Annotated in this window: 25 protein-coding genes and 1 tRNA gene; 12 read left to right on the forward strand and 14 right to left on the reverse strand. The window is 63.4% G+C overall.

Annotated features, from left to right (window positions below; translation table 11 throughout):
* Window positions 1–219 precede the first annotated feature (219 nt).
* On the forward strand, window positions 220–666 hold the full coding sequence (locus EY713_RS11715; RefSeq protein WP_131115037.1) for a hypothetical protein: 447 nt from the start codon (window positions 220–222) through the stop codon (window positions 664–666).
* A 49-nt stretch (window positions 667–715) separates the two neighbouring features.
* Here EY713_RS11715 and EY713_RS11720 read toward each other — a convergent pair whose 3' ends face one another.
* From EY713_RS11720 to EY713_RS11730, 3 genes are all read right to left on the reverse strand, one after another.
* Window positions 716–1,585, reverse strand: coding sequence for an RNA polymerase factor sigma-32 (locus EY713_RS11720; protein ID WP_131115039.1), 870 nt, complete (start codon window positions 1,583–1,585; stop codon window positions 716–718).
* A gap of 141 nt (window positions 1,586–1,726) precedes the next feature.
* Entirely contained in the window at window positions 1,727–3,244 is a 1,518-nt protein-coding gene (locus EY713_RS11725) for a M48 family metalloprotease (RefSeq protein WP_131115041.1), read from the reverse strand.
* 152 nt (window positions 3,245–3,396) lie between these two features.
* Complete coding sequence (locus tag EY713_RS11730; RefSeq protein WP_131115042.1) at window positions 3,397–4,281, reverse strand: thermonuclease family protein; 885 nt, start codon at window positions 4,279–4,281, stop codon at window positions 3,397–3,399.
* A 20-nt stretch (window positions 4,282–4,301) separates the two neighbouring features.
* Between EY713_RS11730 and EY713_RS11735 the strand changes: the two genes are divergently transcribed.
* The 3 genes from EY713_RS11735 to EY713_RS11740 all read left to right on the forward strand — a co-directional run bounded on the left by EY713_RS11735 (window position 4,302) and on the right by EY713_RS11740 (window position 5,331).
* Window positions 4,302–4,378: transfer RNA gene (locus EY713_RS11735), tRNA-Arg, on the forward strand.
* A 154-nt stretch (window positions 4,379–4,532) separates the two neighbouring features.
* Window positions 4,533–4,706, forward strand: coding sequence for a hypothetical protein (locus EY713_RS22750; RefSeq protein WP_165491107.1), 174 nt, complete (start codon window positions 4,533–4,535; stop codon window positions 4,704–4,706).
* A gap of 22 nt (window positions 4,707–4,728) precedes the next feature.
* Entirely contained in the window at window positions 4,729–5,331 is a 603-nt protein-coding gene (locus EY713_RS11740) for a class I SAM-dependent methyltransferase (protein WP_165491108.1), read from the forward strand.
* On the opposite strand, the gene EY713_RS11745 is transcribed toward EY713_RS11740, so the two are convergent.
* Entirely contained in the window at window positions 5,321–5,860 is a 540-nt protein-coding gene (locus tag EY713_RS11745; RefSeq protein ID WP_131115045.1) for an ankyrin repeat domain-containing protein, read from the reverse strand. The two genes, EY713_RS11740 and EY713_RS11745, sit on opposite strands and share 11 nt — an antisense overlap.
* 89 nt (window positions 5,861–5,949) lie before the next feature.
* The gene (locus EY713_RS11750; RefSeq protein WP_131115047.1) at window positions 5,950–6,768 is read right to left on the reverse strand and encodes a bestrophin-like domain; all 819 of its coding nucleotides are present in this window, start codon (window positions 6,766–6,768) and stop codon (window positions 5,950–5,952) included.
* A 219-nt stretch (window positions 6,769–6,987) separates the two neighbouring features.
* Between EY713_RS11750 and EY713_RS11755 the strand changes: the two genes are divergently transcribed.
* From EY713_RS11755 to hpnK, 5 genes are all read left to right on the forward strand, one after another.
* Window positions 6,988–7,968, forward strand: coding sequence for a flippase-like domain-containing protein (locus tag EY713_RS11755; protein WP_131115048.1), 981 nt, complete (start codon window positions 6,988–6,990; stop codon window positions 7,966–7,968).
* 138 nt (window positions 7,969–8,106) lie between these two features.
* Complete coding sequence (locus EY713_RS11760; protein WP_131115050.1) at window positions 8,107–8,727, forward strand: ABC transporter substrate-binding protein; 621 nt, start codon at window positions 8,107–8,109, stop codon at window positions 8,725–8,727.
* A 29-nt stretch (window positions 8,728–8,756) separates the two neighbouring features.
* Window positions 8,757–9,896: a bacteriohopanetetrol glucosamine biosynthesis glycosyltransferase HpnI gene (gene hpnI, locus EY713_RS11765; protein ID WP_165491109.1), complete on the forward strand. Its 1,140-nt coding sequence runs from the start codon at window positions 8,757–8,759 to the stop codon at window positions 9,894–9,896.
* On the forward strand, window positions 9,896–11,323 hold the full coding sequence (hpnJ, locus tag EY713_RS11770; RefSeq protein ID WP_131119622.1) for a hopanoid biosynthesis associated radical SAM protein HpnJ: 1,428 nt from the start codon (window positions 9,896–9,898) through the stop codon (window positions 11,321–11,323). Before hpnI ends, hpnJ begins: the two co-directional genes overlap by 1 nt.
* Window positions 11,324–11,496: 173 nt before the next feature.
* The gene (hpnK, locus tag EY713_RS11775) at window positions 11,497–12,336 is read left to right on the forward strand and encodes a hopanoid biosynthesis-associated protein HpnK (protein WP_131115054.1); all 840 of its coding nucleotides are present in this window, start codon (window positions 11,497–11,499) and stop codon (window positions 12,334–12,336) included.
* Window positions 12,337–12,414: 78 nt separating this feature from the next.
* On the opposite strand, the gene hpnN is transcribed toward hpnK, so the two are convergent.
* Window positions 12,415–15,069, reverse strand: a complete 2,655-nt coding sequence (gene hpnN / locus EY713_RS11780) for a hopanoid transporter HpnN (protein WP_131115056.1) — start codon at window positions 15,067–15,069, stop codon at window positions 12,415–12,417.
* 298 nt (window positions 15,070–15,367) lie between these two features.
* Between hpnN and rimM the strand changes: the two genes are divergently transcribed.
* Entirely contained in the window at window positions 15,368–15,934 is a 567-nt protein-coding gene (gene rimM / locus EY713_RS11785; RefSeq protein WP_131115058.1) for a ribosome maturation factor RimM, read from the forward strand.
* A complete protein-coding gene (trmD, locus tag EY713_RS11790) occupies window positions 15,934–16,632 on the forward strand; it encodes a tRNA (guanosine(37)-N1)-methyltransferase TrmD (protein WP_131115060.1) in 699 nt (232 codons plus the stop codon). Before rimM ends, trmD begins: the two co-directional genes overlap by 1 nt.
* On the opposite strand, the gene EY713_RS11795 is transcribed toward trmD, so the two are convergent.
* The 8 genes from EY713_RS11795 to ubiE all read right to left on the reverse strand — a co-directional run bounded on the left by EY713_RS11795 (window position 16,629) and on the right by ubiE (window position 23,971).
* On the reverse strand, window positions 16,629–17,264 hold the full coding sequence (locus tag EY713_RS11795; RefSeq protein WP_131115062.1) for a glutathione S-transferase family protein: 636 nt from the start codon (window positions 17,262–17,264) through the stop codon (window positions 16,629–16,631). The genes trmD and EY713_RS11795 overlap by 4 nt on opposite strands.
* Window positions 17,265–17,293: 29 nt before the next feature.
* On the reverse strand, window positions 17,294–18,304 hold the full coding sequence (gene cysK, locus EY713_RS11800) for a cysteine synthase A (protein WP_131115064.1): 1,011 nt from the start codon (window positions 18,302–18,304) through the stop codon (window positions 17,294–17,296).
* Window positions 18,305–18,398: 94 nt separating this feature from the next.
* A complete protein-coding gene (locus tag EY713_RS11805; protein WP_131115066.1) occupies window positions 18,399–18,845 on the reverse strand; it encodes an RrF2 family transcriptional regulator in 447 nt (148 codons plus the stop codon).
* A gap of 3 nt (window positions 18,846–18,848) precedes the next feature.
* Window positions 18,849–19,328 carry a dUTP diphosphatase gene (gene dut / locus EY713_RS11810; protein ID WP_131115068.1) on the reverse strand — a complete coding sequence of 160 codons (480 nt, stop codon included), beginning with the start codon at window positions 19,326–19,328 and terminating at the stop codon, window positions 18,849–18,851.
* Window positions 19,325–20,614 carry a bifunctional phosphopantothenoylcysteine decarboxylase/phosphopantothenate synthase gene (locus tag EY713_RS11815; protein WP_131115070.1) on the reverse strand — a complete coding sequence of 430 codons (1,290 nt, stop codon included), beginning with the start codon at window positions 20,612–20,614 and terminating at the stop codon, window positions 19,325–19,327. The genes dut and EY713_RS11815 overlap by 4 nt, the downstream gene beginning before the upstream one ends.
* A 104-nt stretch (window positions 20,615–20,718) precedes the next feature.
* On the reverse strand, window positions 20,719–21,609 hold the full coding sequence (locus tag EY713_RS11820) for a formyltransferase family protein (protein WP_131115072.1): 891 nt from the start codon (window positions 21,607–21,609) through the stop codon (window positions 20,719–20,721).
* Window positions 21,610–21,613: 4 nt separating this feature from the next.
* A complete protein-coding gene (gene ubiB / locus EY713_RS11825) occupies window positions 21,614–23,179 on the reverse strand; it encodes a 2-polyprenylphenol 6-hydroxylase (RefSeq protein ID WP_131115074.1) in 1,566 nt (521 codons plus the stop codon).
* A 6-nt stretch (window positions 23,180–23,185) separates the two neighbouring features.
* Window positions 23,186–23,971 carry a bifunctional demethylmenaquinone methyltransferase/2-methoxy-6-polyprenyl-1,4-benzoquinol methylase UbiE gene (ubiE, locus tag EY713_RS11830; RefSeq protein ID WP_131115076.1) on the reverse strand — a complete coding sequence of 262 codons (786 nt, stop codon included), beginning with the start codon at window positions 23,969–23,971 and terminating at the stop codon, window positions 23,186–23,188.
* Window positions 23,972–24,147: 176 nt separating this feature from the next.
* Between ubiE and mutM the strand changes: the two genes are divergently transcribed.
* Window positions 24,148–25,038 carry a bifunctional DNA-formamidopyrimidine glycosylase/DNA-(apurinic or apyrimidinic site) lyase gene (mutM, locus tag EY713_RS11835; RefSeq protein ID WP_131115078.1) on the forward strand — a complete coding sequence of 297 codons (891 nt, stop codon included), beginning with the start codon at window positions 24,148–24,150 and terminating at the stop codon, window positions 25,036–25,038.
* Window positions 25,039–25,081: the final 43 nt, after the last annotated feature.

A 25,081-nucleotide genomic window follows, 5' to 3' on the forward strand; every position in this document is an offset into this window, starting at 1 on the left:
AGCGCGGGTCATACACCGGGCGGTCTGGATTGTCGACCGCTTTACGGCCCTCCGGAGTCCTGCTGATCGACGGATTTGCGACGGTGTGACCCAGCGTCTGTCGACGGTCACGAAGGACATTCCACACGATCTTAGGTAAGTTTCTTTACCGATGCCGGCCCCCTCACCCGCGTGAGGAACGCAATCGTCAAAAGTCCAATCGGATGAAAGCGGCGACCCATGTCTCCTCACCAGCGCGCGAAAGACGGCGGGCCGGATCGTTGGCTCTTGATCACCAATATGGTGCTTTGGGCAGCCTTTACGCTCGCGGCGCTCGCGTTTGCGCTGCTATCGCTATCGATGCTGACCGGCCCCTTGACCTATCGCGATTACCTCACTGCGATCGGAGCCCGTTGGGATGGCGAATGGTTTTACTTTTTCGGACCCACCGTGCTGCAGACGATCATTTTCGCGCTTCATCTGACATTGATCCTGCGTTGGAAGGATCTTGCGCGCTGGACCAGCCAAACGGCTTGGAGCGGTCGAATGGGGCGCCCAACCCGTCAAATGACCGAGGCGACATTACGCCGGATCATTTCTCTTCTTCCGTTGCTGGCATTCCTGAACGCCGTTGCAATGTGCGAGAGCCTGGCCACCGTCCGGCGCCTCTCGCTCCACCTACCCTAAGCGTACTCTCGCGGGTTGGTTTGATCGGCAGCAGGGGATGCCGAACGCGTCAGCCGATCTGCAGTGGCGGATTATCGACGCTCGTCAATGCCCGCTTGAGCTTCTCCATCGCGCGATTTTCGATCTGACGAACACGTTCTTTTGAAATTCCGAGCCGGGCGCCAAGCGCCTCGAGCGTCGCGGTTTCCTCGGCGAGGCGGCGCTCCCGAACGATCCGCAACTCGCGGTCCGTCAACACCTTCAGGGCCTCCTTGAGCCATGTCACGCGCCGATCGCTATCGATTTGCTCGCCGACGGTCTCGTCCGGCAAAGGCTTGTCGTCGACCAGAAAATCGACCCGCTCGGCCGGGCCGGAGGAGTCACTCTCGGTCATCGGTGCGTTGAGCGAAACATCCGAGCCAGACAACCGCGTGTCCATCAGTTCGACATCCGCGGGCGACACACCGATCGCAAGGGCGATCGTCGCGAACATCGACGTGTTTCCGCCGGGGCCTGGGTTCTGAGAGAGTTTGGCGCGCAAACGGCGCAGGTTGAAGAATAAGGCCTTCTGGGCCGAACTCGTACCGCCCCGGACGATCGACCAATTGCGGAGGATATAGTCTTGGATCGAGGCGCGGATCCACCACGTCGCATAAGTCGAGAAGCGAACCTCACGCTCAGGCTCGAACCGCGCGGCGGCTTCGAGCAAGCCCACGTGACCTTCTTGGATCAAATCGGCTAAGGGAAGGCCGTAATGACGGAACCGAGCCGCCAGGGCGATCACGAGACGCATATGGGCGGACGCGAGCTGATGCAGCGCGGCCTCGTCGCCATGGTCTTTCCAGCTCTGCGCGAGCGCCCGTTCTTCGTCCCGTTCAAGGAACTTCGCTGCCATTGCGGCTTTGACAAACTGACGTCTCACGCCGGCCATCTGCAACATGGTACCCTCCAGAAGCGTGCATGAGATACGCACGGCCGAGAGATTTGGTTCAAGGATCCGTCAGGATCCTGATCGCCTCGGATGCGACATCTTCGCCCGACGCGACGGAGGTTGGTCGAGCCGCAAGGCTCGGCGAGCGCGTCACTCGGTGACGATCTTATACCGCTGGCCACCCTTCAACGCCGCACCGGCTTCGACGTCGTTGAGAACCCGGAAAAGGTCGAGCGGCCGGTCGGCGGCCTTCATCTTCGCCACCAGGCTCTCTTCGGTGTCGCTATCGCTGGCCGTCACGATGTCAATCCGCATCGGCCGGACGTTCTTGGCTTCGTCCGGCGTGATCTTGCGGAACGTATTGATCGACGTCCTGAAGGCGCGATCATCGGCATCCGACAGCGTCTTGGCCGCAAAGATCATGCGATAGACTTCGCCGCCATACCGGATGGCGGCGAGCCTGAAGGTCCACTCGCTGCCCTTCGCGGTCGCGGTGGCGGCCTGAAATCCGTTGACGACGATGTTTTCGACCGACCCCTCCTGCAGGCCATCGATCCAGCCCGAAACCAGATAGGCTTGGAGCGTGGTCTCGGCCGGAACATGCACACGATCGAGCCGAAGCGCCTCCTCCCCACCATTGGCGATGCCGAGGACGGCTTGAGCCGAATTTTCGAGCACGAACCCGTCCGGCGCGGTGAAAGCAAAGCCGAGCTTCGGGTGGACAAACTGTACGCCGCGCACGAACCCTTCCGCGGGATCGTCGCCAAACGGCAAACCATCGATGGCGGCCAGATAATGGTCCCGCCCGATTTCGCCGATCCCGGGTGCCCCGATTTGGCGTGCTTCGCCGATCGCCCGCTCGATACGTTCGGGCGTCGATGGATGTGTCGACATCATATCCGGCTTGTCGACGCTGGCCTGCCCGAAGAGCGATTGCCGCATGGCGCTCGATCGACCGAGCGATTGCAGGAAACGGGAGGCCGCATAGGGGTCGTAGCCGGCTCGCGCGATCGTATGAACGCCGATCCGGTCCGCCTCGAGCTCCTGCAGCCGCGAGAAGCTCGCGAGGCTGAGCTGGGCGTAGGCCTGGAAGGATCGTCCCTTATTCCGGTCTTCGATGACGTTCGCGGCTTGGCTGATCACGGCCGATTGCTTCTCGATCTCGGCGCGCTGCGTGGCATGCCGTGCCGTCACATGGGCGATCTCATGCGCCATCACGGCAGCGACCTCCGACGTATCATTGGCGAGTGCGAGAAGACCGCGGGTGACATAGATGCGGCCCGACGGCAACGCGAAAGCATTGACGACCGGCGAGTTCAGGATCGTCAGCTTATAGGGGATGCTCGGCACCTCGCTGGCGACCGCCAGCTTGGCCAGAACCTCATCGAGCAGTTTCTCGGTCGCGACCGAGTGATACTCTCCCCCAAACACGTGAACGAGTTGCTTGTGCTCGCGGATGGCAGGCGAATCCACGCCCGTGGTCTTCGGGGCTGCATCCGGCAAGGCGGCCGCTTCGACGCTCGGTTTTGGATTGGTCTGATCGATCGACGTGCAACCGGCGAGCAGCCACGCCATCGCGCATGCGCCGGCGAGCCCACGCACCATCGCCGAGGGTCGAACGATCCAGCCTTTTGCCGATACCCGCTGACGACCGATCGAGACCGACATCCGCCGTGTTTCTCCTTGCGACCAACCCGTTGGACGAGGTCGTTCCGCCCTTCGTTCGCGTCCGGCCAACTGTCCCGACGTCTTCATGCTTCAAAAGATACGCTTGTTCCAGCGCCGAGATGCGCTCTCACCGCGTTCTGATCACGGAATCGTTACGGGGCCACGACCATCGGGGCGCCCGGTGGCGTCAACACCTCGATCTGATCGCCGCGTGTCACGTCGATCGAGGCGCCGAACCTGTCATCGAGAAACCCACGAACTCTGAGACTGACGCCTGACAATCGATCTTCGCTCAATCCTAGTTCAGTCAAGATGAACGAATCCCGTCTGGCGAGTCGGATGCTGAAATCGGCCTGCCGGCCGCCTATCGCGATGTAAAGACGCGAGCGGCCATGGCCGACCCGTGTGACCGCTCCCTCGACGATCGCCATCGCGCCCGTGCTGTTTCCGATAGCCGCCTGATCGGCAGCGTCGAGAACCGCATAGGCCGGGTCGCTCCACAAGCCGATCCGTGCTGCGCGCGCCGCTTGTTCGGCGCGAAGCAGATCCGGCCAGCAGCCATGCGCGTCGGGATCCGGCCGCGCGCGCCCAAGGCCCGCATCCACCATGGCGAGCGCAACCGACAGACCGGGGCTTGCGGATGAGGGCGCCGCATCCGGATCCGCGAATAGCAGCGCGGGAATGCGATTCCACCGGTCCGGCGCGGCAGCCAGCGCCCGGAGTGTCGCTGACCGGCCGATGAGCCACGCCCGAAGCTTGGCATGTGCCGCAGCCGCTAGATCGGGACCCGTCGCCGTGGCCCGAACCGGATCGACCCCAACCAGCAGGATCGACCGTCCATCCGCGAGCGTCACGCTGAAATCTTCGCCGATGCCGGTTATCCGCACCGCTTCGCCGCCTTCCGGCGTGCAGGGCAGGGCCGCGGTGGTCCTGGGCGCTGCCGCGACCTCCCGGGATAGGGCCACGCAGGCAAAGAACACCAGCGCAGCGGCGGCCCGCCGGCCGCGGCCAGCCCCTTCATCCCGACGTTGGTTCATGCTAAGGGCGTTCCTTGAGTGTCCCGGTAGCTCAGCAGGATAGAGCAACGGTTTCCTAAACCGTAGGTCAGGGGTTCGAATCCCTTCCGGGACGCCAACAGAGCCATTCATAGCCGCCGAAATGCCCTTCCGGTATCGCGGGTTTCCCATGATTGCGGCTTGACCGATCATCATGGCGGCGTTCACGTAGAGAGATGTCGGATGGACGGATCGTGCAAGCGCCGGTCCGTCGACGAAGGAGAGCGCAAGAGATGGCCCGTAAGCCGAATTATGACTTCGAACGCAAGGAACGCGAGCGGGCCAAGGCGGCCAAAAGCGCCGAGCGAGCCAAGGCCAAGAGCGACAAAGCTGGTCAGCCGAAGGGCGACGGGGAGGGCGATATCGAGGCCGATGCTGCGGTCGCCAAGGAGCCAACCGCCGAGTGAGGCTTTGCGGCCTCGAGACGACATGACGGCTCCTGGCCGGATGGCCCAACCCCGAATCGATTTTGTCGGCGGGGCCTTGGGCCACCGGCTTCGGGCCGGAGGGCCGCGAGAGCCTCTCGCCAAGGCCGTCGGGTTTGGCAACGGCCATCGACCGACGATCGTCGATGCGACCGCCGGGCTCGGGCGAGATGCTTTCTTGCTCGCGGCTCTTGGTCTTAAAGTGACGCTGATCGAACGCTCACCTGCGGTCCATGCTTTGCTGGCAGACGGGTTGGCTCGCGCCAGCGAGGCCGGCCCGGACATTGCCGTGATCGTGGCCCGGATGACGCTCTTGGCCGGCGATGCCAAGCACCATCTCGCCGGGCTTCGGCCCGACGTGGTCTTGGTGGATCCAATGCACCCGCCGCGCCTTAAATCGGCCTTGGTCAAGCAAGAGATGCGCGACCTGCGCGCCCTCGTCGGCGCCGATCTCGATGCCCCCGCTTTGATGCAGGCCGCTCTGGCGGCCGCCACCAACCGCGTCGTGCTCAAGTGGCCGCTGCGAGCGGAGCCGATGCCGGGTCTGGATGCTCCGCACCATCAAGTCTTATCGAAAACGCTGCGGTTCGACGTTTTTATGGTGTGAGAGTCGATTGCGCCGCCGCCAGTCGGGCGGGCGTATCTTGTGCCCCCATGCCAAGCGCGAGAGCGGCAGCCGTCATGCCGCTTACGTCTCGCGTCTCGGGGTTCGCACCCCGTGCCAGCAACAAGTCGACGATCTCGACACGATTGAACATCGCGGCCAGCATCAACCCGGTCCGCCCGTCCGGCCCGCAGCCGTCCACCTTGGCGCCTTTGTCCAGCATGAGCGTGATGATGTCGATGTCGCCTTTGAACGCGGCGCCTCCAAGAGGCGTCTGACCTCGATCGTTAGCGAGTTCGGGATCAGCGCCATGGTCGAGCAGGAGGCGCGTCACCTCATACTGCCCGTGATAGCTCGCCAGCATCAGTAAGCTATCGCCTTTGTCGTTGCGGAGGTTCGGCGGGAGGCCGCGCGTGAGAAACTGCGACATCGCTTCCACATTCCCGGTGCGAACGTAGCCGAACACACGCTGTGCGAAATCGATGATGTCATTGTCGAGTTGGGGGCGCGAGCCCTCCTGCGGCTGTTCCATCGGTTCCCCTCACTTGGCGTAGGCCTTCAGTCCCGCACGCCCTGTCATGCCACTGAATGGAACCGGCCCCGGTGCCGGTCAAGTCTTGCTCACCCCTTGCCGGGGGTCGTCGCCAGCGACCAGTCGATGTGCCGCAAAGCATGGCGCATCGGTTCGCTCGAGACTTTGACCAAGCCGTCGAGAGGTCCATCGAGTTCCAAAATGACGAAAAACGCGCCTGCGACAGCCACCGCCACGAGAAAGACGAAAACCGCCGCGAGCTCGTTGCGCGGTGCGCTCAAGCCGAAGCTGAAGAAGACGATGACGAGCCAGCCGGCGAGCATGTCGTAGAACGGGAGCGTGATGGCGCTTTTCGCCTCGTCGATCAGGATCCACCGCTGGTCGAGCACGCGGTCGAGCCGCACCAAGCAACTCGCGCGGATCGAGCTATCCTCCGGGCTCGAGACCGCGACGCGCTGTAACTGGCTCTGAATGTGGAGCAACAATTCTCCGAGGTTGCCGGCGTCGAATTCATCCTCTCGGCTGTCGGCTTTCGGGTATTGGCCGCTCGGCGGCGCCTCTTCCGGCCAGGTGCTGGCCAAGGCCGACGCCGTATAGGCCCTGAGGCTCGTTCGGATCGGGGCGGTTTCAGCACCGAGGTTCTCGAGACAACCGGTCAGCCGAATGAGTTGCGATGAGTAGCCGCGGAGGTCCTGTTCGGTTTTTTCAAAGCTGCTGTTGACCGACGTGATCAGAAGGCTGGTGACCAGCGCCGTAAATGTCACCAGCAAGCCCGTCACCAATCGGGTGAAGTCGATCGTTTCGCGCGTCCGATGCCGCTCCGGCAAACGAGCGGCGACGAGCGAACCAATGATCGCGCTGCCGCAGAGCAGCAGGAAAATCAGGCCTGACGAAAGAAGGTCGGTCATCGCTCGCTGGTGTTCATGAAGGGGTCGTCGTCTGAAAGTCTGTTGCGCCGTCAGTCGTCCCGCTCTGCACCTTAGCGGATCGATGCGGATCGGCATGCTGTTTTTGCGTCGTCCCGCCCTCTCGAAGAAAGCTGTGTCGATGCCTCGCGGCGGTGGTCGTTATGGGCTATGGCGACGCGAGCGCGCCCGCGCGCCTAGCCAAAGGTAATTGAAATTCGGATGCCTAAGTCGTTGCTCCTCGCCGCCCTGGTCGGGCTGGCGCTCGTGATCGCGCTAATCGCCTATTATGGCGCGTCTTCGGTCTTCGATGCGGTCACGGCAGTGGGGTGGGGTGCCGCATTGGTGGCGCTGGTGCGGGCCGGCGAGACGAGTGGGGCGGGGCTCGCTTGGTGGTTCGTGGTACCAGGAGCGGCCGGTCCGCTGGTTCGAATCTGCATGCTGCTGCGCTGGCTTCGCGAAGCCATCAACTCGCTTCTCCCGGTGGCCCAAGTCGGAGGGGACCTCATCGGCGCGCGGCTTCTCACCTTCTGGGGCGTACCCGGTGGGGCCGCCGGCGCCAGCGTCGTGGTCGATCTCTTCGTCCAGACCGTGACGCAATTCTTCTTCACGCTGATCGGCCTCGCTTGCCTGATCCAAGCCGGCGGCGACACCGGTATCGTGCGCGCGGCGGCGATCGGCCTCGCGATTCTCGGCCCGGCCCTGATCGGCTTTTTCGTCGCCCAGCGGTTCGGCGGATTTCGTTTCGTCGAGCAGGCGATGCTGCGGCTCGCCAAAGACCCGAAATGGGCGTCGCTCGGCGGCATTTCTTCCCTGAACGACCGGTTGCAGGAGATCTACCGACATCCGCTCGGGCTCGCGATTTGTTTCGCGATCCATTTTGCAATCTGGTTCTTCGGCGTCCTCGAAGTCTACACCGCACTGCATTTCATGGGTTACCCGGTCGATTACCGCACCGCGCTGGTGATCGAGAGCCTGGGGCAGGCGGTGCGTGGAGCGGCCTTCGTGGTGCCTGGCGCAATCGGCGTTCAAGAGGGCGGCTTCATCGCGCTTTGTGCCGTCTTCGGTATTCCAGCCCCGACCGCCATCGCGCTCTCGCTGGTCAAGCGGTTGCCGGAAATCGCGCTCGGGATTCCTGGCCTGATGATCTGGCAGGGGATCGAGGGTCGCCAGCTCTTGCGCGCCACCCGCAACAGCCCCTAAGCCGTGTCGCGAAGCCCTCATCGCCCGCTCACAATGGTGACATAGTCTTCGCCGTAAAAGCGCCGACAGAGAGCTCGATGAGGGCTTTGTGACGCAGAGCGATTCTCGACCGCTTGCACAATCAACGTGAGATCAACGATGCAACATGTCTCTCGACGGACCCTTCTGGCCACCGCGCTGGCGTCGCTGGCCGGCTTGGCGGCCCCGTCCGTCGCGATTGCGGACGGTCTGCCGACCCAGCCGGTCGCCGATTTCTACAATGCCCTGATGGACAGCATGCGGCACGCGCGCGAACTCAAGGTCAAGGGCCGCTACGAGCTGCTCGAGCCCGTGATGCTGAAGAGCTTCGACGTGCCCGTCATGGTCAAGATGGCGGTCGGACGGGAGTTCACGGCAATGTCGCCCGACGATCAGGCCCGCCTGCAGGCGGCGTTCGGCAAGCTGCTGGTCGCGAGTTTCGCCAGCGAATTCGATGACTTCAAGGGCGAGAAATTCACCATCGACGATCAAACCGCTGATCGGAACGAGGGCAAGCTGGTGAAGAGCAAATTCGTTGGAACGGGTGCGCCCGTCGATCTCAACTATCTCGTGCGCAATACTGCCGGAAGCTGGCGGATCGTCGACGTTTACCTCAATGGGACGATCAGCCAGCTTGCGACGTGGCGGTCGAAATTTGGCGCGACGTTGAAGACTGGCGGCGCCCCTGCGATGATCCAGGCCGTCGAGCAGCAGACCGCCAAATATATGGCTGCGATCTGAGCCCAGCATTCGGCTCCGCCGCCGGCATCGTGGCGATCCTATTTGGCGTGCTCGCGGTCGCGGGCTGCGTTTTCTCGCTGTTTGCGATCGTGGCGACGCGATCCTACAGGCGGCGTGTCGGACCGGTCTGCTCCACCTATCCGTCGGTTTCGATCCTCAAGCCGCTCTATGGTTTGGAACCGAACCTGTTCGATAATCTCGCAGGCTTCTGCCGGCAGGATTATCCGGCCGAGGTCGAGATCATTTTCGGCGTGCGGGACGGAAGCGACCCCGCTGCTGCCATCGCCCGGCAGGTCATCGCGGCGTTCCCGCAGGTGGCGACCCGCCTCGTGATCGACCCGCGGCTGCATGGGCAAAACGGCAAGATCTCCAACCTGATGAACATGCAGCCGTCTGTGACGCTTGAGGTCGTGGTGCTGGCCGATAGTGACATGGTGGTGGACTGCACTTACTTGCGCGATGTTGTCGACGCGCTCTCCGGCCCCGACGTCGGGCTGGTCACCTGCCTGTATCGAGGGCTCAACGTCCCCGGCTTCTGGTCGCAACTTTCGGCGCGGGGGATCGACGATCACTTCTTGCCGAACGTCATCGTTGGCCTGACGCTTGGGTTGGCCAAACCCTGTTTCGGATCGACGATCGCGCTGCGCGCCGACACGCTGTTGCGGATCGGCGGCTTTGCGACCTTCAAAGATGTGTTGGCGGACGACAATGCCATGGGGCAGGCGGTGCGGGGTCTCGGGCTGCGGGTCGCGGTTCCGGCTCGTCCCGTGCTTGGGCATGTCTGCGGATCGACCACCTTCGCGGCGTCGTTTCGTCAGGATTTGCGCTGGTCGCGGACCATCAAGTCTGTCGATCCGGCAGGATTTGCCGGCTCGATCGTGACTAATCCGCTACCCCTCGCAATAATCGTCATAGCAATTGGCGGTTTTGGCATAGTGAGCGGAACCCTGCTCATGGCTACGCTTGCGTGTCGCCTCGCGCTGCAGGTAGAAATCCATCAATTCACCGGCGTAAAAGTCAGGAGCTTGTGGCTCGGGCCTTTGCGCGACCTCGTCTCGTTCGCCGTTTTCATCGCGAGTTTCTGGCCCGGATCCTTGGATTGGCGCGGTCATAAGTTCGCCGTGCAGTCCGATGGAACCATGGCTTCGACAGATTCGACAGGATCATGATGCGCACACTTTTTCTGCAGGCTCCTTCATTCGACGGTTTCGACGGCGGCGCGGGCTCCCGCTATCAAGCGAAGCGCGAGATCAAGTCCTTCTGGTATCCGACCTGGCTGGCTCAGCCGGCCGCGCTCGTCGAGAATTCCAAGCTGATCGACGCCCCGCCGCATAAGACCAAGCTGGCCGAGGTCACTGCTCAGGCGAAGGATTTCGACCTCACCATCATGCACACGTCCGTGCCGTCTTTTAATTCAGACGTGAAGGTGGCGCAGGCCTTGAAGGCTGCCAATCCGTCGATGAAGATCGGTATGATTGGCGCCAAGGTGGCGGTGCAGGCCGACAAGAGCCTCGAACAGGCATCGGTCATCGATTTCGTGGCGCGCAACGAGTTCGATTTCACGGTGAAGGACGTAGCGGACGGCCAGAACTGGGCGTCGATCCCGGGCCTGTCGTTCCGCAACGAATCCGGCGTGATCGTGCATAACAAAGATCGTCAGATCCTCGAGAACATGGATCTGCTGCCGTTCGTGACCCCGGTCTACAAGCGCGACCTGGTGATGGAAAACTACTTCATCGGCTATTTGAAGCACCCCTATATTTCGATCTACACCGGCCGTGGCTGCAAATCGCGCTGCACCTTCTGCCTCTGGCCGCAGACGGTCGGCGGCCATCGCTACCGCACCCGCTCGGTCGACCACGTGATCGAGGAGATTGTCTGGGCCAAGAAGAATTTTCCGCAGACCAAGGAATTCTTCTTCGACGATGACACGTTCACGGATGACTTGCCGCGCGCCGAAGCCATTGCGGCCCGCCTTGGTCAGCTTGGCATTCAGTGGTCGTGCAATGCCAAGGCCAATGTGCCACGCGAGACCCTGAAAAAACTGAAAGACGGCGGCCTGCGCCTGCTGCTGGTCGGCTACGAGTCCGGCAACCAGCAGATCCTTTACAATATCAAGAAGGGCATGCGGATCGAAGTCGCCGAGCAGTTCACCAAGGATTGCCACGAACTCGGCATTGCGATCCATGGCACGTTCATCCTGGGTCTGCCGGGCGAGTCGCGAGAGACCATTCAGGAGACGATGCGGTTCGCTCGCAAGATCAATCCGCATACGATCCAGGTTTCGCTCGCGGCTCCTTATCCGGGCACGTTCCTGTTCAATCAGGCGGTCGAGAATGGCTGGTTGGACGAGTCGAATGCGGAACTCGTCGATGATAGCGGCGTGCAAATCGCACCGTTGCACTACCCTCATCTCAGCCATACGGAGATTTTCGAGTCGGTCGAGACATTCTACCGAAGCTTCTATTTCCGCTCGGGCAAGATCGCGTCGATCGTCGGCGAGATGGTGCGGAGTCCCGACATGATGAAGCGCCGCCTGCGCGAGGGCGTGGAGTTTTTCCACTTCCTCAAGGAGCGCCGCAACCTCGCGGCCTAGTGGCCGGCCCTCGCGGCCTAACAGCCGCATCTCACTCGGTCGAACGCCCCGCCCCTCGGTGGGGCGTTGGCTTGTGGAAAGCTCGGCGAGAAAGCCGCCACGGCTTGACCCCGATGAAGCCTTCGCGGAGCGTGCGTCCCGATAGGCCGGCGAGGCCTCCGGGGGCCTGAACCATGAAAGACTTGATTGTCACGGCCGACGATTTCGGTCTCGCAATCGAGGTCAATGACGCGGTCGAGGAAGCCCATGCGATGGGGATCCTGACGGCTGCCAGCCTCATGGTAGGATCCCCCGCCTGCGCCGATGCGGTGGAGCGGGCTCATCGGCTCCCCAAATTGCGGGTTGGGCTCCATCTAACGCTTGTCGAGGCCACCCCGGTCCTACCGCCGGAATTGGTCCCCGATCTCGTCGATGCAAACGGGATGTTTCGGTCCGACATGGCGAAGGCCGGCGCTTCCATGTTCTTCCGACCGTCGGTACGCCGACAGTTGGAAGACGAGATCGATGCCCAGTTCGCGGCTTTTCTGGCAACGGGCCTGATGCTCGATCACGTCAACGCCCATAAGCATTTTCACCTGCATCCGACGATCGCCGGGACGTTGATCGCGGTTGGACATCGCTACGGCATGCGGGCCGTGCGGGTTCCGTCCGAGCCGCTCGGTATCGTGCGCCGGATTGATCCCGCGTCGCCGCTCGCCATCCCGGCTCTGACGGCTCCGTTTACGCGCATGCTCCGCAACCGCATGGTGCGGGCCGGGCTCGTCGTGCCGGATCAGGTCTTCGGTCTCGCGTGGTCGGGCGCCATGACGACCGACAAGCTCGTCGCGATCCTCGATCGCCTCCCCCCGGGCCTGACCGAGATTTACACGCATCCCGCCACGAGCGGGGATTTTGTCGGTGCCGCCCCGGGTTATCGCTATGCCGAGGAACTTGCGGCTTTGACGTCGGAGCCGGTCAAGGCGGCCCTGGAGCGAAGCCACGCACTCACGGGTGGGTTCGCCGACTTCGGCTGACCGGACCTTCCGAAACGCGCCGCAAGATAGAAAAAAGGCGACTTACGCCGCCTTTTTGGTTCAACGGCTGCCAATCGATCAGGCCGCCTTGCGCAGGTTGGTCGCGAGATCATGGTCGATCGGCTCGACATGCTTCTTGCGTGGCGGACCCATCAGTGCGGTTTGAAACACCACGGCCATGAACAGCGTGCAGGCGAGCGACAAGGCGAGCAATTCGCCCATCGAGGCCGTGCCTGGATGTTTCGAAGACCACAAACTGCCGAACGCCACGGCCGTGCAGAGCGCACTGAAGAACACGGCGCGCGTGAGGCTCGAGGTCAACATGCTTGTTTCGCCGCTGCGCCACGCCAGGACGAAGTAGATCTTGAACGCGACACCGAGCCCCAGGAGGAGCGGCAGCGCGATGATATTGGCGAAGTTCAGCGGTAGATTGATCAACACGGATATCTCGAGCGTCAGAATGCCGGCCAGCAGGAGCGGAACCAGCGTCAGCAGCATGTCGCTCACGCGCCGTAGCACGACGACCAAGAGAATCGAGATCGAGGCCAGGGCCCATGCGCCCGCTTCGATAAAGGCCCAGATGACCGTATGACCGGATTCGCGAATGAGGATCGGTTCGCCGGTCGCGTCGGGCGCGATCGATTTCACGGCAGCGCCGAACTGCTCGAGGTTGCTGTTCGCGTCGCTGAGGTTCTTCGGATAGACCTCGACGCGGGCTTGCCCTTCGGGCGTCACCCAGTTGCGGGCCAGGTCTTTCGGGATCGTGTCGAGCGAAATCTTCTCGGCCGACATCGTGTCTTTGATCTGCGCCAGGAGGATGTTGAGCGGCGGCAGAAGCGACTCGCGAGCCGCTTGCCGCGCTGCCGGATCTGCAGCGCTCAGCTTGGTTGCATCGTCGGAGAAGCGTTTGGCTGTCTCGGCATCCGGGCCCGTGCCCTTGGCGGCCGCGCGCATCGCATAGTCGGCAAGGGTCTTGAGCGCCGTCTGGTCCTGCTCGTCGGTCGGGGCCGGTTTGCGGTTCGGCGGATCGAGCGTCGATCCGAGCACGCTGGCCGCATCCTGAATGATGGCCAGCTTGGCATCCTGATCCTCGGGCACGAAGCTCTCCAGCGTCGTCACGCGGTTGACTTCGGGGAGCTTGGCGATCTTCGCGCCGGTCGTGATCGCGTCCTGAAGGTTCGGCTCCAACACCTGGATCGTGTTGGTGGTGGTGTTCGGATCCTTCATGAGGTCGAGGAGCGTCGCGACCGACTCGACCTTCGGGCTGTTCAGGTTGAGCGGATTAAAATCGAAACGCAGTTTGAGCAGGAGAGGCGAGCCGAGCAGCACAATCAGGATGGTGCCACCAATCACAAAGGCGCGGTGACGCTTGAGAAAGTCATCCACGGGCTGGAGCGAGGTGTAACCGACTTCCTGATGCTCGGATGGCGGGTGCAGAACGGTCAGCAGCGCCGGCAGCATCGTGATGCTGATCAAAAACGCGATGATCATGCCATTGCCGGCGATCAAGCCAAGTTCGGAGACGCCCTCGTAATCGGTCGGCAGGAACGAGTAGAAGCCGGCCGCTGTCGCAACGGCGGCGAGCAGCAATGGACGACCGGCCTTGCCGCCCGCCATGACGATCGACCGGATCAGATCCGGCTCCAAGAAACGTTCGTTGCGATAACGAACGCTGAACTGAATACCGAAATCGACGCCGATGCCGATGAACAACACCGCGAAAGCAACCGAGATCAGGTTGAGGGCGCCGACCAACATCAAGCCGAGCGCCGCCGTCATGAGGAGGCCGACGGCCGTGCTGGCGAAGACCGCGAAGATCAGTCGTCCCGACTTGAGGGCGGCCCACAAGATCAGCAGGACCGCCACGACCGTGATGATGCTGTTCAGGGCGAAGCCGTCCTTGACGGTGCCGAACTCTTGATCGTTCAGCGGAACGGGGCCGGTCAACCGCACCTTCACGCCGGTATCGGGCGTCAGATGCAGGTCCGTGATCGCCTTCTCGATCGCATCGGTCGCGACTTCGCCCGGCTCCAGATTGCCAAAATCGAGCTTAGGCTTGATCTCGATGAAGCGGCGACGGCCGTTCTCGCTCGTCACGGTCGTGTCTTGGCCGGGCTTGTTGGCGAAGAGCGCCTGCCAGGAGAAGGGCGCGACCTTGCCGGCGAGCGCCGACTCGAAGACGGCCGCGAACTTGCCGAACGGGCCTGCGACTTGACTGAGATCGGCATCGCCGCGCTCCACGCCCGCGCCGAGCAGCGACATCGCGTTGGAGAAGCCGCGCAGGCTGGGGTCGTTGGAGAGGGTGCTCAGCAGAGGCTGAACCTTGACGAGCTGGTCCGTCGTCTCCTGAACCTCGTCCGTCGTTTTAAACAGCAACCCGTTCTTGGCATAGAAGCTTTGTTCGGGCGGCAGCTGCACGAACTCGAAATGTTGCGTCTGGCCCTTCAGGGTGTCGACGAGGCTCGTGGCAGCCGCCTGAGCGCGCTCGGACGTCACACCGTCGATCACGACGAGGATCAGATTATTGTTCTGCGGAAACGCCGTGTTGAGCGCCGTTTCGGTCTTCCGCCAGGGCAGCTCGGTGGAGATCAGCTTGCTGCTATCGGTATTGATCGCAAAATGCGTGACCGAGTAATAGGCCGATGCGGCCCCGAGCAAAACCGAGATCAGAAGAACGAGCTTGGCATGAAGACAGCAGGCAGCGACGATCCGCTGGACGATTTTGGTCAGCATAAGGTTGGTCACTGTCCGTTGTTTGGTGTCGCTGGCGCAACCGGGGTACCGCTACGCGGGCGCCTTCGATTTTGCAAGTTTTCCGGGGTTTAGGGCAGAAAGCCTATCTGCGGATTTATCGCTGGCCTAAAAAAGCGGCAAGAAAGCGTCGTCTCGCCGATCGTCTGTTGCATTGCAGCAATTTCCCGAGCGCTGGATCAGAATCGTCACGCTTCCTTGCTTCGGCTTGACGATCTTGACCGAGCTTGGAACAAGCAGCGATCGGCTGTCGCGTCCCGCGTGGCCCAGCGGTTCAGTCATGGCATCTCAGCAGCGCATTCTCGTCGGCGTGGTCGGCGCACCGCATGGCATTCGTGGCGAGGTCCGCGTCAAATCCTATACCGCCACCCCGACTGCGATCGCGTCCTACCGTCCATTGACCTCGGAGGATGGGCGCAAGACCCTGGTGATGCTTGGTCTGCGGCCAGTCAAAGACGATATGGTGGTGGCGCGGTTCGAGGGTGTCGGCACGCGGGAGGCCGCCGCCGCACTCACCAACATGAAACTCTATGTCGATCGCGCGATCCTGCCCGCTGCCGACGAGGACGAATTCTACCACGCCGATCTCGTCGGATTGCGGGCCGAGACGAGCCAAGGCGCGCCTCTTGGAGAAGTCATGTCGCTAGCAAATTACGGCGCTGGTGACCTGCTCGAAATTCGCCCGCCCGCAGGCGAAACCATTCTGGTCCCCTTCACCAAGGCTTTCGTGCCGGTGGTGGACGTGCCCGGCGGCCGTGTGACGATCAGCGACGAGGCGTTGGCCGAGGCGGATCCCGACGCGGAAGCGGCCAGCGCGGACGCCCCACAAGACGATGCCGACCGCTGATGTGGCGCGCCACCGTCCTCACGTTGTTTCCCGGGTTTTTCCCCGGCCCGCTGGGATTCTCCCTAGCGGGTGACGCGCGCGACCGCGCGGTCTGGGACGTCGAGACGGTGGATATCCGCGATCACGGCATCGGCCGCCATCGAGCCGTCGACGATACGCCGGCGGGAGGTGGGCCGGGCATGGTGATCCGCGCCGATGTCGTAGCGGCTTCGCTCGATGCCGCGATTGCACCGGACGACTTGCGACCGCGCTTGTTCATGAGCCCGCGCGGCAAGCCGCTCACCCAAGCCCGTGTGCGGTCATTGGCGTCGGGCGACGGTGTCGTGATCCTCTGTGGTCGTTTCGAGGGGGTCGACGAGCGGGTGATCGCGGCGCGCGGGCTCGAAGAGGTTTCGATCGGCGATTATGTGCTGTCGGGCGGCGAGATCGCGGCGCTGGTGCTGCTCGATGCCTGTGTTCGCTTGCTGCCCGGCGTTATGGGGGCGCAGGCGTCCGGCGTCGACGAGAGTTTCGAGAACCATCTCCTCGAATATCCGCAATATACGAGGCCGCGACATTTCGAGGGACAGGATATTCCGCCGATTCTTCTCGGCGGCGATCACGGCAAGATCGCGGCGTGGCGCAAGGCCGAAGCCCTTGCGGTGACCCGGGCCCGCCGCCCGGATCTCTTGACGAACCGCCGAACCGACGCGGATTAGCTCACGGCAGCTTCTTGCTGGGCGACAATATCCGCATCACGAGCCGTTGCGGCCTCGAAAGACGGACGTTTGGTCATTCGCTCGAGATAGGCTTCGATCTCAGGCAGCTTCGGGACGAGGCCGAAACTCGTGGTCCATTGTAACGCCCCGGCCCACAAAATGTCGGCCGCCGTCATGCGCGCGCCAAGCAGATAGGGTCCCCCACGGAGCTGATCTGTGAGCGTCGCAAGCATGCTGTCGTAGGTGCCGTAGGGACAGAGAGCGATGGAACCCGCATCCCGCTTCATGGCTCGGTCGACGATCGCCGGCTCAAAGGACGAACCATAGAACGCCAGCCATCGGAGATAGGGACCACGGAGCGGGTCCCCGATCGCCGGGGCAAGGCCTGCCTGCGGAAACAGGTCAGGCAGATAGGTGAAGATCGCAACTTGTTCGGTCACCAACGCATCGTCATGCAGGATTGCCGGCACCTTACCCATGGGGTTTACGGCCAGGAACGACGCCTCGCGCTGTTCGCCGGCTTTCATGTTGACGAGACGAAGCTCGTGCGGCGCGGCGAGTTCATCGAGCAGAATGGAGACGCCCGTCGATCGGGTCTGCGGGGCATGGAAGAAGACGAGCTTGTCAGTCATGCAGGGTCATTCCTGTTTGGATCGAGCGATCAGAGACCGTCGAACAGCGCCGTTGAGAGATAACGTTCGGCGAAGGACGGCACGATGACGACGATCCGCTTGCCCTCCATGCCGGGACGCATGCCGATCTCGAGCGCCGCCGCGATCGCGCCGCCCGAGGAAATGCCGACCGGAATGCCCTCGATACGCGCAACATGGCGAGCGGTGTCGAACGATGTCTGATTGCTGACCGTGATCACCTCGTCGATCACGTCGCGGTGCAGAACGTTGGGCACAAAACCCGCGCCGATGCCTTGGATCTTGTGCGGGCCGGGTTGGCCGCCGGAGAGCACGGGCGAATCCTCGGGCTCGACCGCCACGATCTTCACGCCCGGCCTGCGCTGCTTCAGCACCTCGCCGACGCCCGTGATGGTGCCGCCAGTGCCGACCCCCGCTACAAAGACGTCGATATCGCCGTTTGTGTCGGCCCAGATCTCCTCGGCGGTGGTGTGCCGGTGGATGTCGGGATTGGCGGGGTTCTCGAATTGCTGCGGCACGACCGCGCCCGGCGTCGATTCGAAGATGTCCTGTGAGCGTGCGATCGCGCCCTTCATGCCATGCGCGGCGGGCGTGAGCACCAATTCGGCCCCAAGAAGCGCCAGCATTTTGCGGCGTTCGATCGACATCGACTCGGGCATGACCAGGATCAGGCGATAGCCGCGCGCCGCTGCCACAAAAGCCAACGCGATCCCGGTGTTGCCGGATGTCGCCTCGATCAGCGTCGATTGTCCCGGCTTGATGGTGCCGGCCCGTTCGAGCGCGTCGATCATGCTGACGCCGATCCGATCCTTGACGCTCGACATGGGGTTGAAAAATTCGAGCTTGGCGAGGATCTCGGCTTTGCAGCCCTTCTCGGCCGCAAGGCGCTGCAGGCGCACCAACGGCGTGTTGCCGATCGTATCGGTGATGCTGTCGTAGATGCGTCCGCGGCCATAGGTCGGCACCGCCGCCGAGGCGGTGTCGTTGGCCGGAACGGGAGCGGTCGCGAAAGCGGATGACATCGTAGGCTTCCTCCCGGAAAGAACGTGCTTCTGCCGCAGCTTATCGCAAGTTCCGCCCCTTCAACAGCGGCATCCACGCGTAAGCCTCGACCGCCTAGATGTGAAAATCGGCCATGGTGGTCTCGTCGGCATCGATCCCGAGCGCGTCGGCGCGGCGGCACAGGTCTTCGATTGTGGTCTGGTCGAGTCGGTCCAGAAAGGCAGCGGTCGCATCCGCGATCGTCGGTTTGATGACGTCGCCGAGCAGCCTTGATGGGGGCGCCGAATCGATCTTCGGATCCGCTTTCGCGGTGTCGATCGCGCGCGCGATATCGCCGAGGCTGATCCGTCGCCGCTCCCGCGCCAGTTCGTAGCCGCCATGCGGGCCGCGGAGGCTTTTCAGAATGTCCGCGCGCACCAAAATCTGTAGCAGCGACTCGAACTGTCGCGGGGCGACGTCATGGCGCGCTGCGAGCGACTTGGCCGGCAGCGGCTTCGATCGAGCGAGCCGCGCGGTATCCAGCACGGCCGCGATCGCAAAGAGAGTACGCCGCGACAGCATCGGTCAGTCGTCGGCCTTGAAGAGCGTCGAGAGAAGGCCGGTCGACCCGAAGCCCCCCGCGCCACGATGGGTCGCGCCGAGATCCTCGGCGACCACCAGCACGGCCTGTTCGACGCGGGCGAACACCAGTTGGGCGATGCGGGTCCCGCGCTCGATCGGAAAGGGATCGCGGCCGTGATTGACCAGCAGGACCCTGACCTCGCCGCGATAATCGGCATCGATCGTTCCGGGTGCGTTCAGCACCGTGACGCCATGGTTCAGCGCCAGCCCAGAGCGCGGCCGCACCTGCGCCTCGTATCCGTCCGGGATCGCGAGCGACAGGCCGGTCGGCACCAGATCGCGGGCCCCCGGCTCCAGCACCATGGTGACGTGGTCGGGCAAGGCAGCCACAAGATCCATGCCGGCCGCTCCGCCGCTTTGATAGGCCGGAAGCTCCAAACCCTCGGCGTGAGGCAGCCGTTGCACGCGAACATCGATGGTCATGAGAGCGCTTTCATCATCTCTGCGATACGGGCGACCAGCCGCGCCGCGACATCGTCCTTCGACAGTCTGGGCCAGGATTCGATGCCGGTCCGCGTCAGAAGGTGGACCTCGTTCATGTCACCTCCCATAATGCCGCTGTCTGGGCTGACGTCGTTGGCGACAAGGAGATCGCATCCCTTCCGGGCCAGCTTGGCGGCCGCGTGATCGAGCAGGTGGTCCGTTTCAGCCGCAAAGCCGACCACGAGCGTCGGCCGCTCCGTCGTGCGGTGCGCGACGGTGGCGAGAATATCGGGATTTTCCATGAGGCGGAGCAGGGCGGGCTCGTGATCGCCGCGCTGCTTTTTGATTTTGACGGTTTGCGGTTCGGCGGGGCGCCAATCCGCGACGGCGGCCGCCGCCACCAGAATGTCCGACGGCAGAGCCTGCTCGACCGCTGCCAGCATCTGCAAGGCCGTTTCGACATGCACTACCGTCATCCCGGCCGGATCAGGCAGGTCCACCGGCCCGCTCACCAGAACCACCTCGGCACCGGCCGCGGCGGCCGCGATCGCGATCGCGTGGCCCTGCCGGCCGGATGAGCGGTTGGCGAGATAGCGTACGGGATCGACGGGTTCGTGCGTCGGCCCCGAGGTGACGATCACCCGGCGACCTGCAAGCGTCTCATCAGGTGCGCGGACTTTCTCGGGTGGTCGTCCCGTGATGCCGGGCGGGAGCGCCACCGCCGTGTCATGGCCGAGGGCGGCATCGATGGCGAGCATGATATCGAGCGGTTCGGCGAGCCGGCCCGGCCCATATTCGCCGCACGCCATGCTGCCCTCGGTTGGACCGACGAACATGACGCCGTCGCGCCGCAATTGATCGACGTTGCGGAGCGTCGCGGGATGCAGCCACATGCGGAGGTTCATGGCGGGTGCGACCAGCACACTCTTGTCGGTCGCGAGCAGTACAGTGGTGGCGAGATCGTCGACGATGCCATGCGCCATCTTGGCCAGGAGATTGGCGGTCGCCGGTGCCACGACGATCAGGTCGGCGTCGCGCGAGAGCTGGATGTGGCCCATCTCGGCTTCGTCCGTGAGCGAAAAGAGATCGGTGAAGACTTTGTCGCCCGTGACGCTGCCGACCGACAGGGGCGTGACGAAATGATGGGCCGCCGGGGTCATGACGGCGCGCACCTTGGCTCCCGCTCGGGCGAGATGACGCGCGAGCTCGAGGCATTTATAGGCCGCGATGCCGCCGCCGATCACCAGGAGAATACGTTTGCCGGGGAGGTTTGAGGCGTTGGTCAAGGCCGGGCTCCGGGGCGAGGGTCCCTGTTGGCTATACTCCGACTGAAGCACGAAAGGAATGCGAGCTTGATCGCTCCGGCGATCGTCGAGCGCCGCGTGTCGAATTAAGCGCCCCTCGACGGGGAGCGCATGTCTTCGCGCGGCGAAAACCCATTCAGCCGCAGCGCATCCGACAGATCGTGAGCGTCGGTCACGCGCCGTCCGCGACGACGCAGCGAGCGGAGCAAGGCCGCGTCCGGGAACGGGCAATAGGGTAGTCTCGGAACGAGGCGGCCTGGCGGCATGCCGTCACGCGCGATCGTCGCGAGCACATGATCGAGCAGCTTCCGTCCGCGCTCGTGCAGCAGCACGGATGCGCCCGACGCGCTGGTGCCCGCCGGCAGTGTCGCAGCTTCCTGCTCGAGGATGGCGCCTGCATCGATGTCGGCGACGAGACGATGAACAGTGACACCGAAGGCTTGGGGGTCTTCGGCCAAAGAATGGACGGTCGGAACCGGCCCGCGATGGCGCGGCAACAGGCTGGGATGCACGTTCACACCGCCGAGCGGCGCCAACGTCAGCGTCGCTGCCGAGAAAATCTGGTCAAAATGAAATGAGACGATGAGGTCGGGGCGATGCGCCGCGAAAGCGTCCGCAACCTCGACGCCATTGACGTCGTCGACCCGCATGACCGGAATGCCATGCCGCTCGCAGAGAGTTCGCAGTGGTGTGCCCGAGACCGGTATGGGCTTTGGTGCGAAGCGGCCAAGCAGCGGAAAAAGCGCGTTCGACAGATCCGGCAAGCCGAAGTTGACGATCAGATAGGGCAGAATGCTCAGGCCCGAGCGGCGCACGTGCCGCCCGATTTGCCCGAACAAGCCGCCGGCCTTCGGTCGCTCGGCATTGGACAGACCGACGAAGGCGATCTCGGCCGCATGATCGACCAGAAATTGCCGCACCGCTCGTGCGTTGGGCAAGGCTTCCAAAACGAACAGGGCCAAGCGCGGCGGCGACACCGCGCTAGAACAGCCAGTGCAGCATCAGCGCGATGCCGATGAGCCACAACGCGCCGGTCATCCACCCGAACCGCCCGGCCTGCGCTTTGGCAAGCGCCTCCAAGCTTTCACCCGAAAGGCCGATGCCCTTGTCGAAGCTGGTTTCCAGCGACGATAGGATGCGTTCACCGCGTACGAGAACGTCGGGCAACGCGAGGGAGGCTCGCGCAAGGCTCATCACGCTGGCGCCCGCATCCTGCAGCTTGCCGAGCGGGCCGAGGTTTTCCTCGATCCAACTCCGCACGACGGGTTCGGACGTCGCCCAGAGATCGAGGCGGGGGTCGAGTTTGCGCGCCACGCCTTCGACCACCACCATGGTCTTCTGCAGCATCACGAGCTCGATCCGGGTGTGCATATCGAACAGGGCCGTGATCTCGAACAGCAGAGTCAGTAGCTTGGCCATCGAGATCTGGTCGGCCGTGCGGGAATGGATCGGCTCGCCGATGGCCCGTATGGCTTGCGCGAAATCGGCCACGCGATGGGTGCGCGGCACATAGCCGGCCTGGAAATGCACCTCCGCGACCCGGTTGTAGTCGCGCGTGATGAAGCCATAGAGGATCTCGGCGAGGAAGCGCCGCTCCTTCGGGCCGAGCCGTCCCATAATGCCGAAATCCACCGCGACGAGCTTGCCGTCGTGGTCGGCGAATAGATTGCCCTGATGCATATCGGCGTGAAAGAAGCCGTCCCGCATCGCATGGCGCAGGAAGCTCTGGATCACGACGCGACCGAGCGAGGGAAGGTCGAGCCCACGGGCTTCGAGGCCCGCCATGTCGGACAGCGAGGTTCCGTCGATCCATTCGAGTGTGAGAACTTCCTTCGCGGTTAGGTTCCAATCAATACGCGGCACCCGGAAATCCGGATCGGCCGCCGCATTCTCCCCGAATTCCGATGCCGCAGCGGCTTCAAGACGGAAATCCATCTCCATCGTGACGCTGCGGGCCAGCGTGTCGACGACCTCGACCGGCTTCAGGCGACGGGCGTCCGGAAGCCAGCGCTCCGCGAGACGGGCGGCGAAATACATGTCGGAAATATCGCGACGGAACAGGCGCTCGACGCCAGGCCGAAGCACTTTGACGGCGACATCGCGCTCGCCGTCCTGATTGCGGAGCCGGGCTCGATGGACCTGGGCGATCGAGGCGGCGGCCATGGGCTCGCTGAGCGAGACGAACAAGCTGTCGATCGGTTGGCCGAACGCCGCCTCGATGATCGCGACCGACACCGCGCGTGGGAAAGGCGCAACTCGATCCTGCAACGATTCCAGCGCCATGACGGCTCCGGCCCCGACCACATCGGGACGGGTGGCCAGAAACTGGCCGAGCTTGATATAGGACGGACCAAGCCGCTGAATCGCGACCGCGAGGCGGCTCATGCCGACTCCGACGTTCTTGCGCGCGATCAGTCGCGCAACGGCAAGCGGCAAACGGGCTTCGATCGGCACGAGGCGCGGATCAATGCCGGAAAACACGCCCTCGCGCGCCAGGACGTAGACGGCGCGAAGCAGCCGGAGCAGATGGCCTATGGCGGCGAACATCGGGGTCTAGAGCTTCCAGGCCGAGTGGATGGCGACGACACCGCCCGTGAGACGCGTCACCGATACGCGCCGGAACCCGGCGGTCTCGATCATTTCGGCAAACGTGTCGGGGCTGGGAAAGCGGCGGATCGATTCGACCAGGTAGCGATAGGGCTCGGCATCCCCGGCCACGATCTTGCCCATGGCCGGAATGGCCTTGAACGAGAAGGCGTCATAGATCCGGTCGAGCCCGGGCACGTCGACCGAGGAGAATTCCAGGCAGAGAAAATGACCGCCGCGTTTCAGAACGCGATAGGCTTCGGCGAGCGCGAGTGGGATGCGCGGCACGTTGCGGATGCCGAACGCGATCGTATAGGCGTCGAAGTGATTGTCGGGCAGCGGCAGTTCTTCGGCATTGCCGGTCACGAAGCGCATTTCGCCCGGAATGTCGCGCTTTGCGGCGCGGTCGCGACCGACGTCGAGCATGGCCGGGTTGATGTCCAGCACCGTCACTTCGGTCAGCGCGCCGCCGGCCGATGCCACGCGGAACGCGATATCACCGGTGCCACCCGCGACATCGAGATGCCGGAAGGCCGCCGTGCGTGAGGGTTTGACCTGCGCCGCAAAGACGTTTTTCCACGCCCGATGCAGACCGCCGGACATGAGATCATTCATGATATCGTAGCGGTTCGCGACCGTGTTGAACACGTCATCGACGAGCCGCTGCTTGTCGCCGACCGTCACGTCCGAAAAGCCGAAATGCGTGTTGTCCGCACTGTCTGGCTTGGGAAATTCGGAGTGTGCGACTTCCATGGATTCGTCCTTTGGTGCGTCATGTCCGGCGCGGCCGGACCATAGAGCAGGTCCGGGGCGAACGAAATCGCCAATTCAGCAAATAGCGCGTCGCGACGCTCCCGCGCAAAGGCCCTCTGGCGCGAGCGGTGCGGCATGGTTACGTGTGCGCATCAATCGATCAGCAGCCGAGGCCGATGCCCGAACTTCCCGAAGTCGAAACCGTGCGTCGCGGCCTTGCCGGCGCGATGGAAGGCGAGGTGCTCGCCCGTGTCACCCTGAACCGGCCGGATCTTCGGTTTCCATTCCCGCCATCCTTCATCGAGCGTCTCCAGGGCCGCCGTCTGATCTCGATGGGGCGCCGTGCCAAATATCTGCTGGCCGAACTCGACGATGGGCTCCTGCTCGCCATGCATCTTGGCATGACCGGCTCGTTTCGGGTTCGGGCGCCCGGAGCAGGCAGCCCCGATACAGTGACGAGCCATTATTACCACGAGCGCAACGCCGAGAGCCTGCACGATCATGTGCGGTTCGATCTCGGCAGCGGCATGACGATCACGTATAACGATCCGCGGCGCTTCGGATTTATGACATTGGTTGAGCCGGGCGGCCTCGACAGCCATCCGCTGTTTCGCGGCATCGGGGTCGAGCCGCTGTCCAACGCCTTCGACGGCGCGACACTGAGCCGATTGATGGCCGGCAAAAGCACGCCGCTGAAGGCGGCGCTCCTCGACCAGACTCTCATCGCGGGGCTTGGCAATATCTACGTCTGCGAATCGCTGCACCGCGCGCGGTTGTCGCCGCGCCGCATGGCAGGAACGCTGGCCCGAAAAGATGGTGGCCCGACTGCGCGAGCCGAGCGCCTATCCACGATGATCCGCGACGTGCTGAACGAAGCAGTCGAGGCCGGCGGCTCATCATTGCGGGATTACCGCCACACCGATGGGGCATTGGGCACGTTCCAGCACGGCTTCCGAGCCTATGACCGCGAAGGCGAACCCTGCACGACCCCGAGTTGTCGGGGTATGATCCGGCGGATCGTGCAGTCCGGCCGGTCCACCTTCTTCTGCGCCGAGTGCCAGCGCTAGACGAGACGCTCTCCGTTGATCGGCGTTGACAAGGGCGCCGTCG

Source organism: Lichenihabitans psoromatis (assembly GCF_004323635.1).
Classification (GTDB): domain Bacteria; phylum Pseudomonadota; class Alphaproteobacteria; order Rhizobiales; family Beijerinckiaceae; genus Lichenihabitans; species Lichenihabitans psoromatis.

What these genes read in the sequence shown, in the direction of transcription:
- EY713_RS11715 (WP_131115037.1), top strand. Translation starts at nt 220, where the DNA reads ATGTCTCCTCACCAGCGCGCGAAAGACGGCGGGCCGGATCGTTGGCTC.
- EY713_RS11720 (WP_131115039.1), bottom strand. Translation starts at nt 1,585, where the DNA reads ATGTTGCAGATGGCCGGCGTGAGACGTCAGTTTGTCAAAGCCGCAATG.
- EY713_RS11725 (WP_131115041.1), bottom strand. Translation starts at nt 3,244, where the DNA reads ATGTCGGTCTCGATCGGTCGTCAGCGGGTATCGGCAAAAGGCTGGATC.
- EY713_RS11730 (WP_131115042.1), bottom strand. Translation starts at nt 4,281, where the DNA reads ATGAACCAACGTCGGGATGAAGGGGCTGGCCGCGGCCGGCGGGCCGCC.
- EY713_RS22750 (WP_165491107.1), top strand. Translation starts at nt 4,533, where the DNA reads ATGGCCCGTAAGCCGAATTATGACTTCGAACGCAAGGAACGCGAGCGG.
- EY713_RS11740 (WP_165491108.1), top strand. Translation starts at nt 4,729, where the DNA reads ATGACGGCTCCTGGCCGGATGGCCCAACCCCGAATCGATTTTGTCGGC.
- EY713_RS11745 (WP_131115045.1), bottom strand. Translation starts at nt 5,860, where the DNA reads ATGGAACAGCCGCAGGAGGGCTCGCGCCCCCAACTCGACAATGACATC.
- EY713_RS11750 (WP_131115047.1), bottom strand. Translation starts at nt 6,768, where the DNA reads ATGACCGACCTTCTTTCGTCAGGCCTGATTTTCCTGCTGCTCTGCGGC.
- EY713_RS11755 (WP_131115048.1), top strand. Translation starts at nt 6,988, where the DNA reads ATGCCTAAGTCGTTGCTCCTCGCCGCCCTGGTCGGGCTGGCGCTCGTG.
- EY713_RS11760 (WP_131115050.1), top strand. Translation starts at nt 8,107, where the DNA reads ATGCAACATGTCTCTCGACGGACCCTTCTGGCCACCGCGCTGGCGTCG.
- hpnJ (WP_131119622.1), top strand. Translation starts at nt 9,896, where the DNA reads ATGCGCACACTTTTTCTGCAGGCTCCTTCATTCGACGGTTTCGACGGC.
- hpnK (WP_131115054.1), top strand. Translation starts at nt 11,497, where the DNA reads ATGAAAGACTTGATTGTCACGGCCGACGATTTCGGTCTCGCAATCGAG.
- hpnN (WP_131115056.1), bottom strand. Translation starts at nt 15,069, where the DNA reads ATGCTGACCAAAATCGTCCAGCGGATCGTCGCTGCCTGCTGTCTTCAT.
- rimM (WP_131115058.1), top strand. Translation starts at nt 15,368, where the DNA reads ATGGCATCTCAGCAGCGCATTCTCGTCGGCGTGGTCGGCGCACCGCAT.
- trmD (WP_131115060.1), top strand. Translation starts at nt 15,934, where the DNA reads ATGTGGCGCGCCACCGTCCTCACGTTGTTTCCCGGGTTTTTCCCCGGC.
- EY713_RS11795 (WP_131115062.1), bottom strand. Translation starts at nt 17,264, where the DNA reads ATGACTGACAAGCTCGTCTTCTTCCATGCCCCGCAGACCCGATCGACG.
- cysK (WP_131115064.1), bottom strand. Translation starts at nt 18,304, where the DNA reads ATGTCATCCGCTTTCGCGACCGCTCCCGTTCCGGCCAACGACACCGCC.
- EY713_RS11805 (WP_131115066.1), bottom strand. Translation starts at nt 18,845, where the DNA reads ATGCTGTCGCGGCGTACTCTCTTTGCGATCGCGGCCGTGCTGGATACC.
- dut (WP_131115068.1), bottom strand. Translation starts at nt 19,328, where the DNA reads ATGACCATCGATGTTCGCGTGCAACGGCTGCCTCACGCCGAGGGTTTG.
- ubiB (WP_131115074.1), bottom strand. Translation starts at nt 23,179, where the DNA reads ATGTTCGCCGCCATAGGCCATCTGCTCCGGCTGCTTCGCGCCGTCTAC.
- ubiE (WP_131115076.1), bottom strand. Translation starts at nt 23,971, where the DNA reads ATGGAAGTCGCACACTCCGAATTTCCCAAGCCAGACAGTGCGGACAAC.
- mutM (WP_131115078.1), top strand. Translation starts at nt 24,148, where the DNA reads ATGCCCGAACTTCCCGAAGTCGAAACCGTGCGTCGCGGCCTTGCCGGC.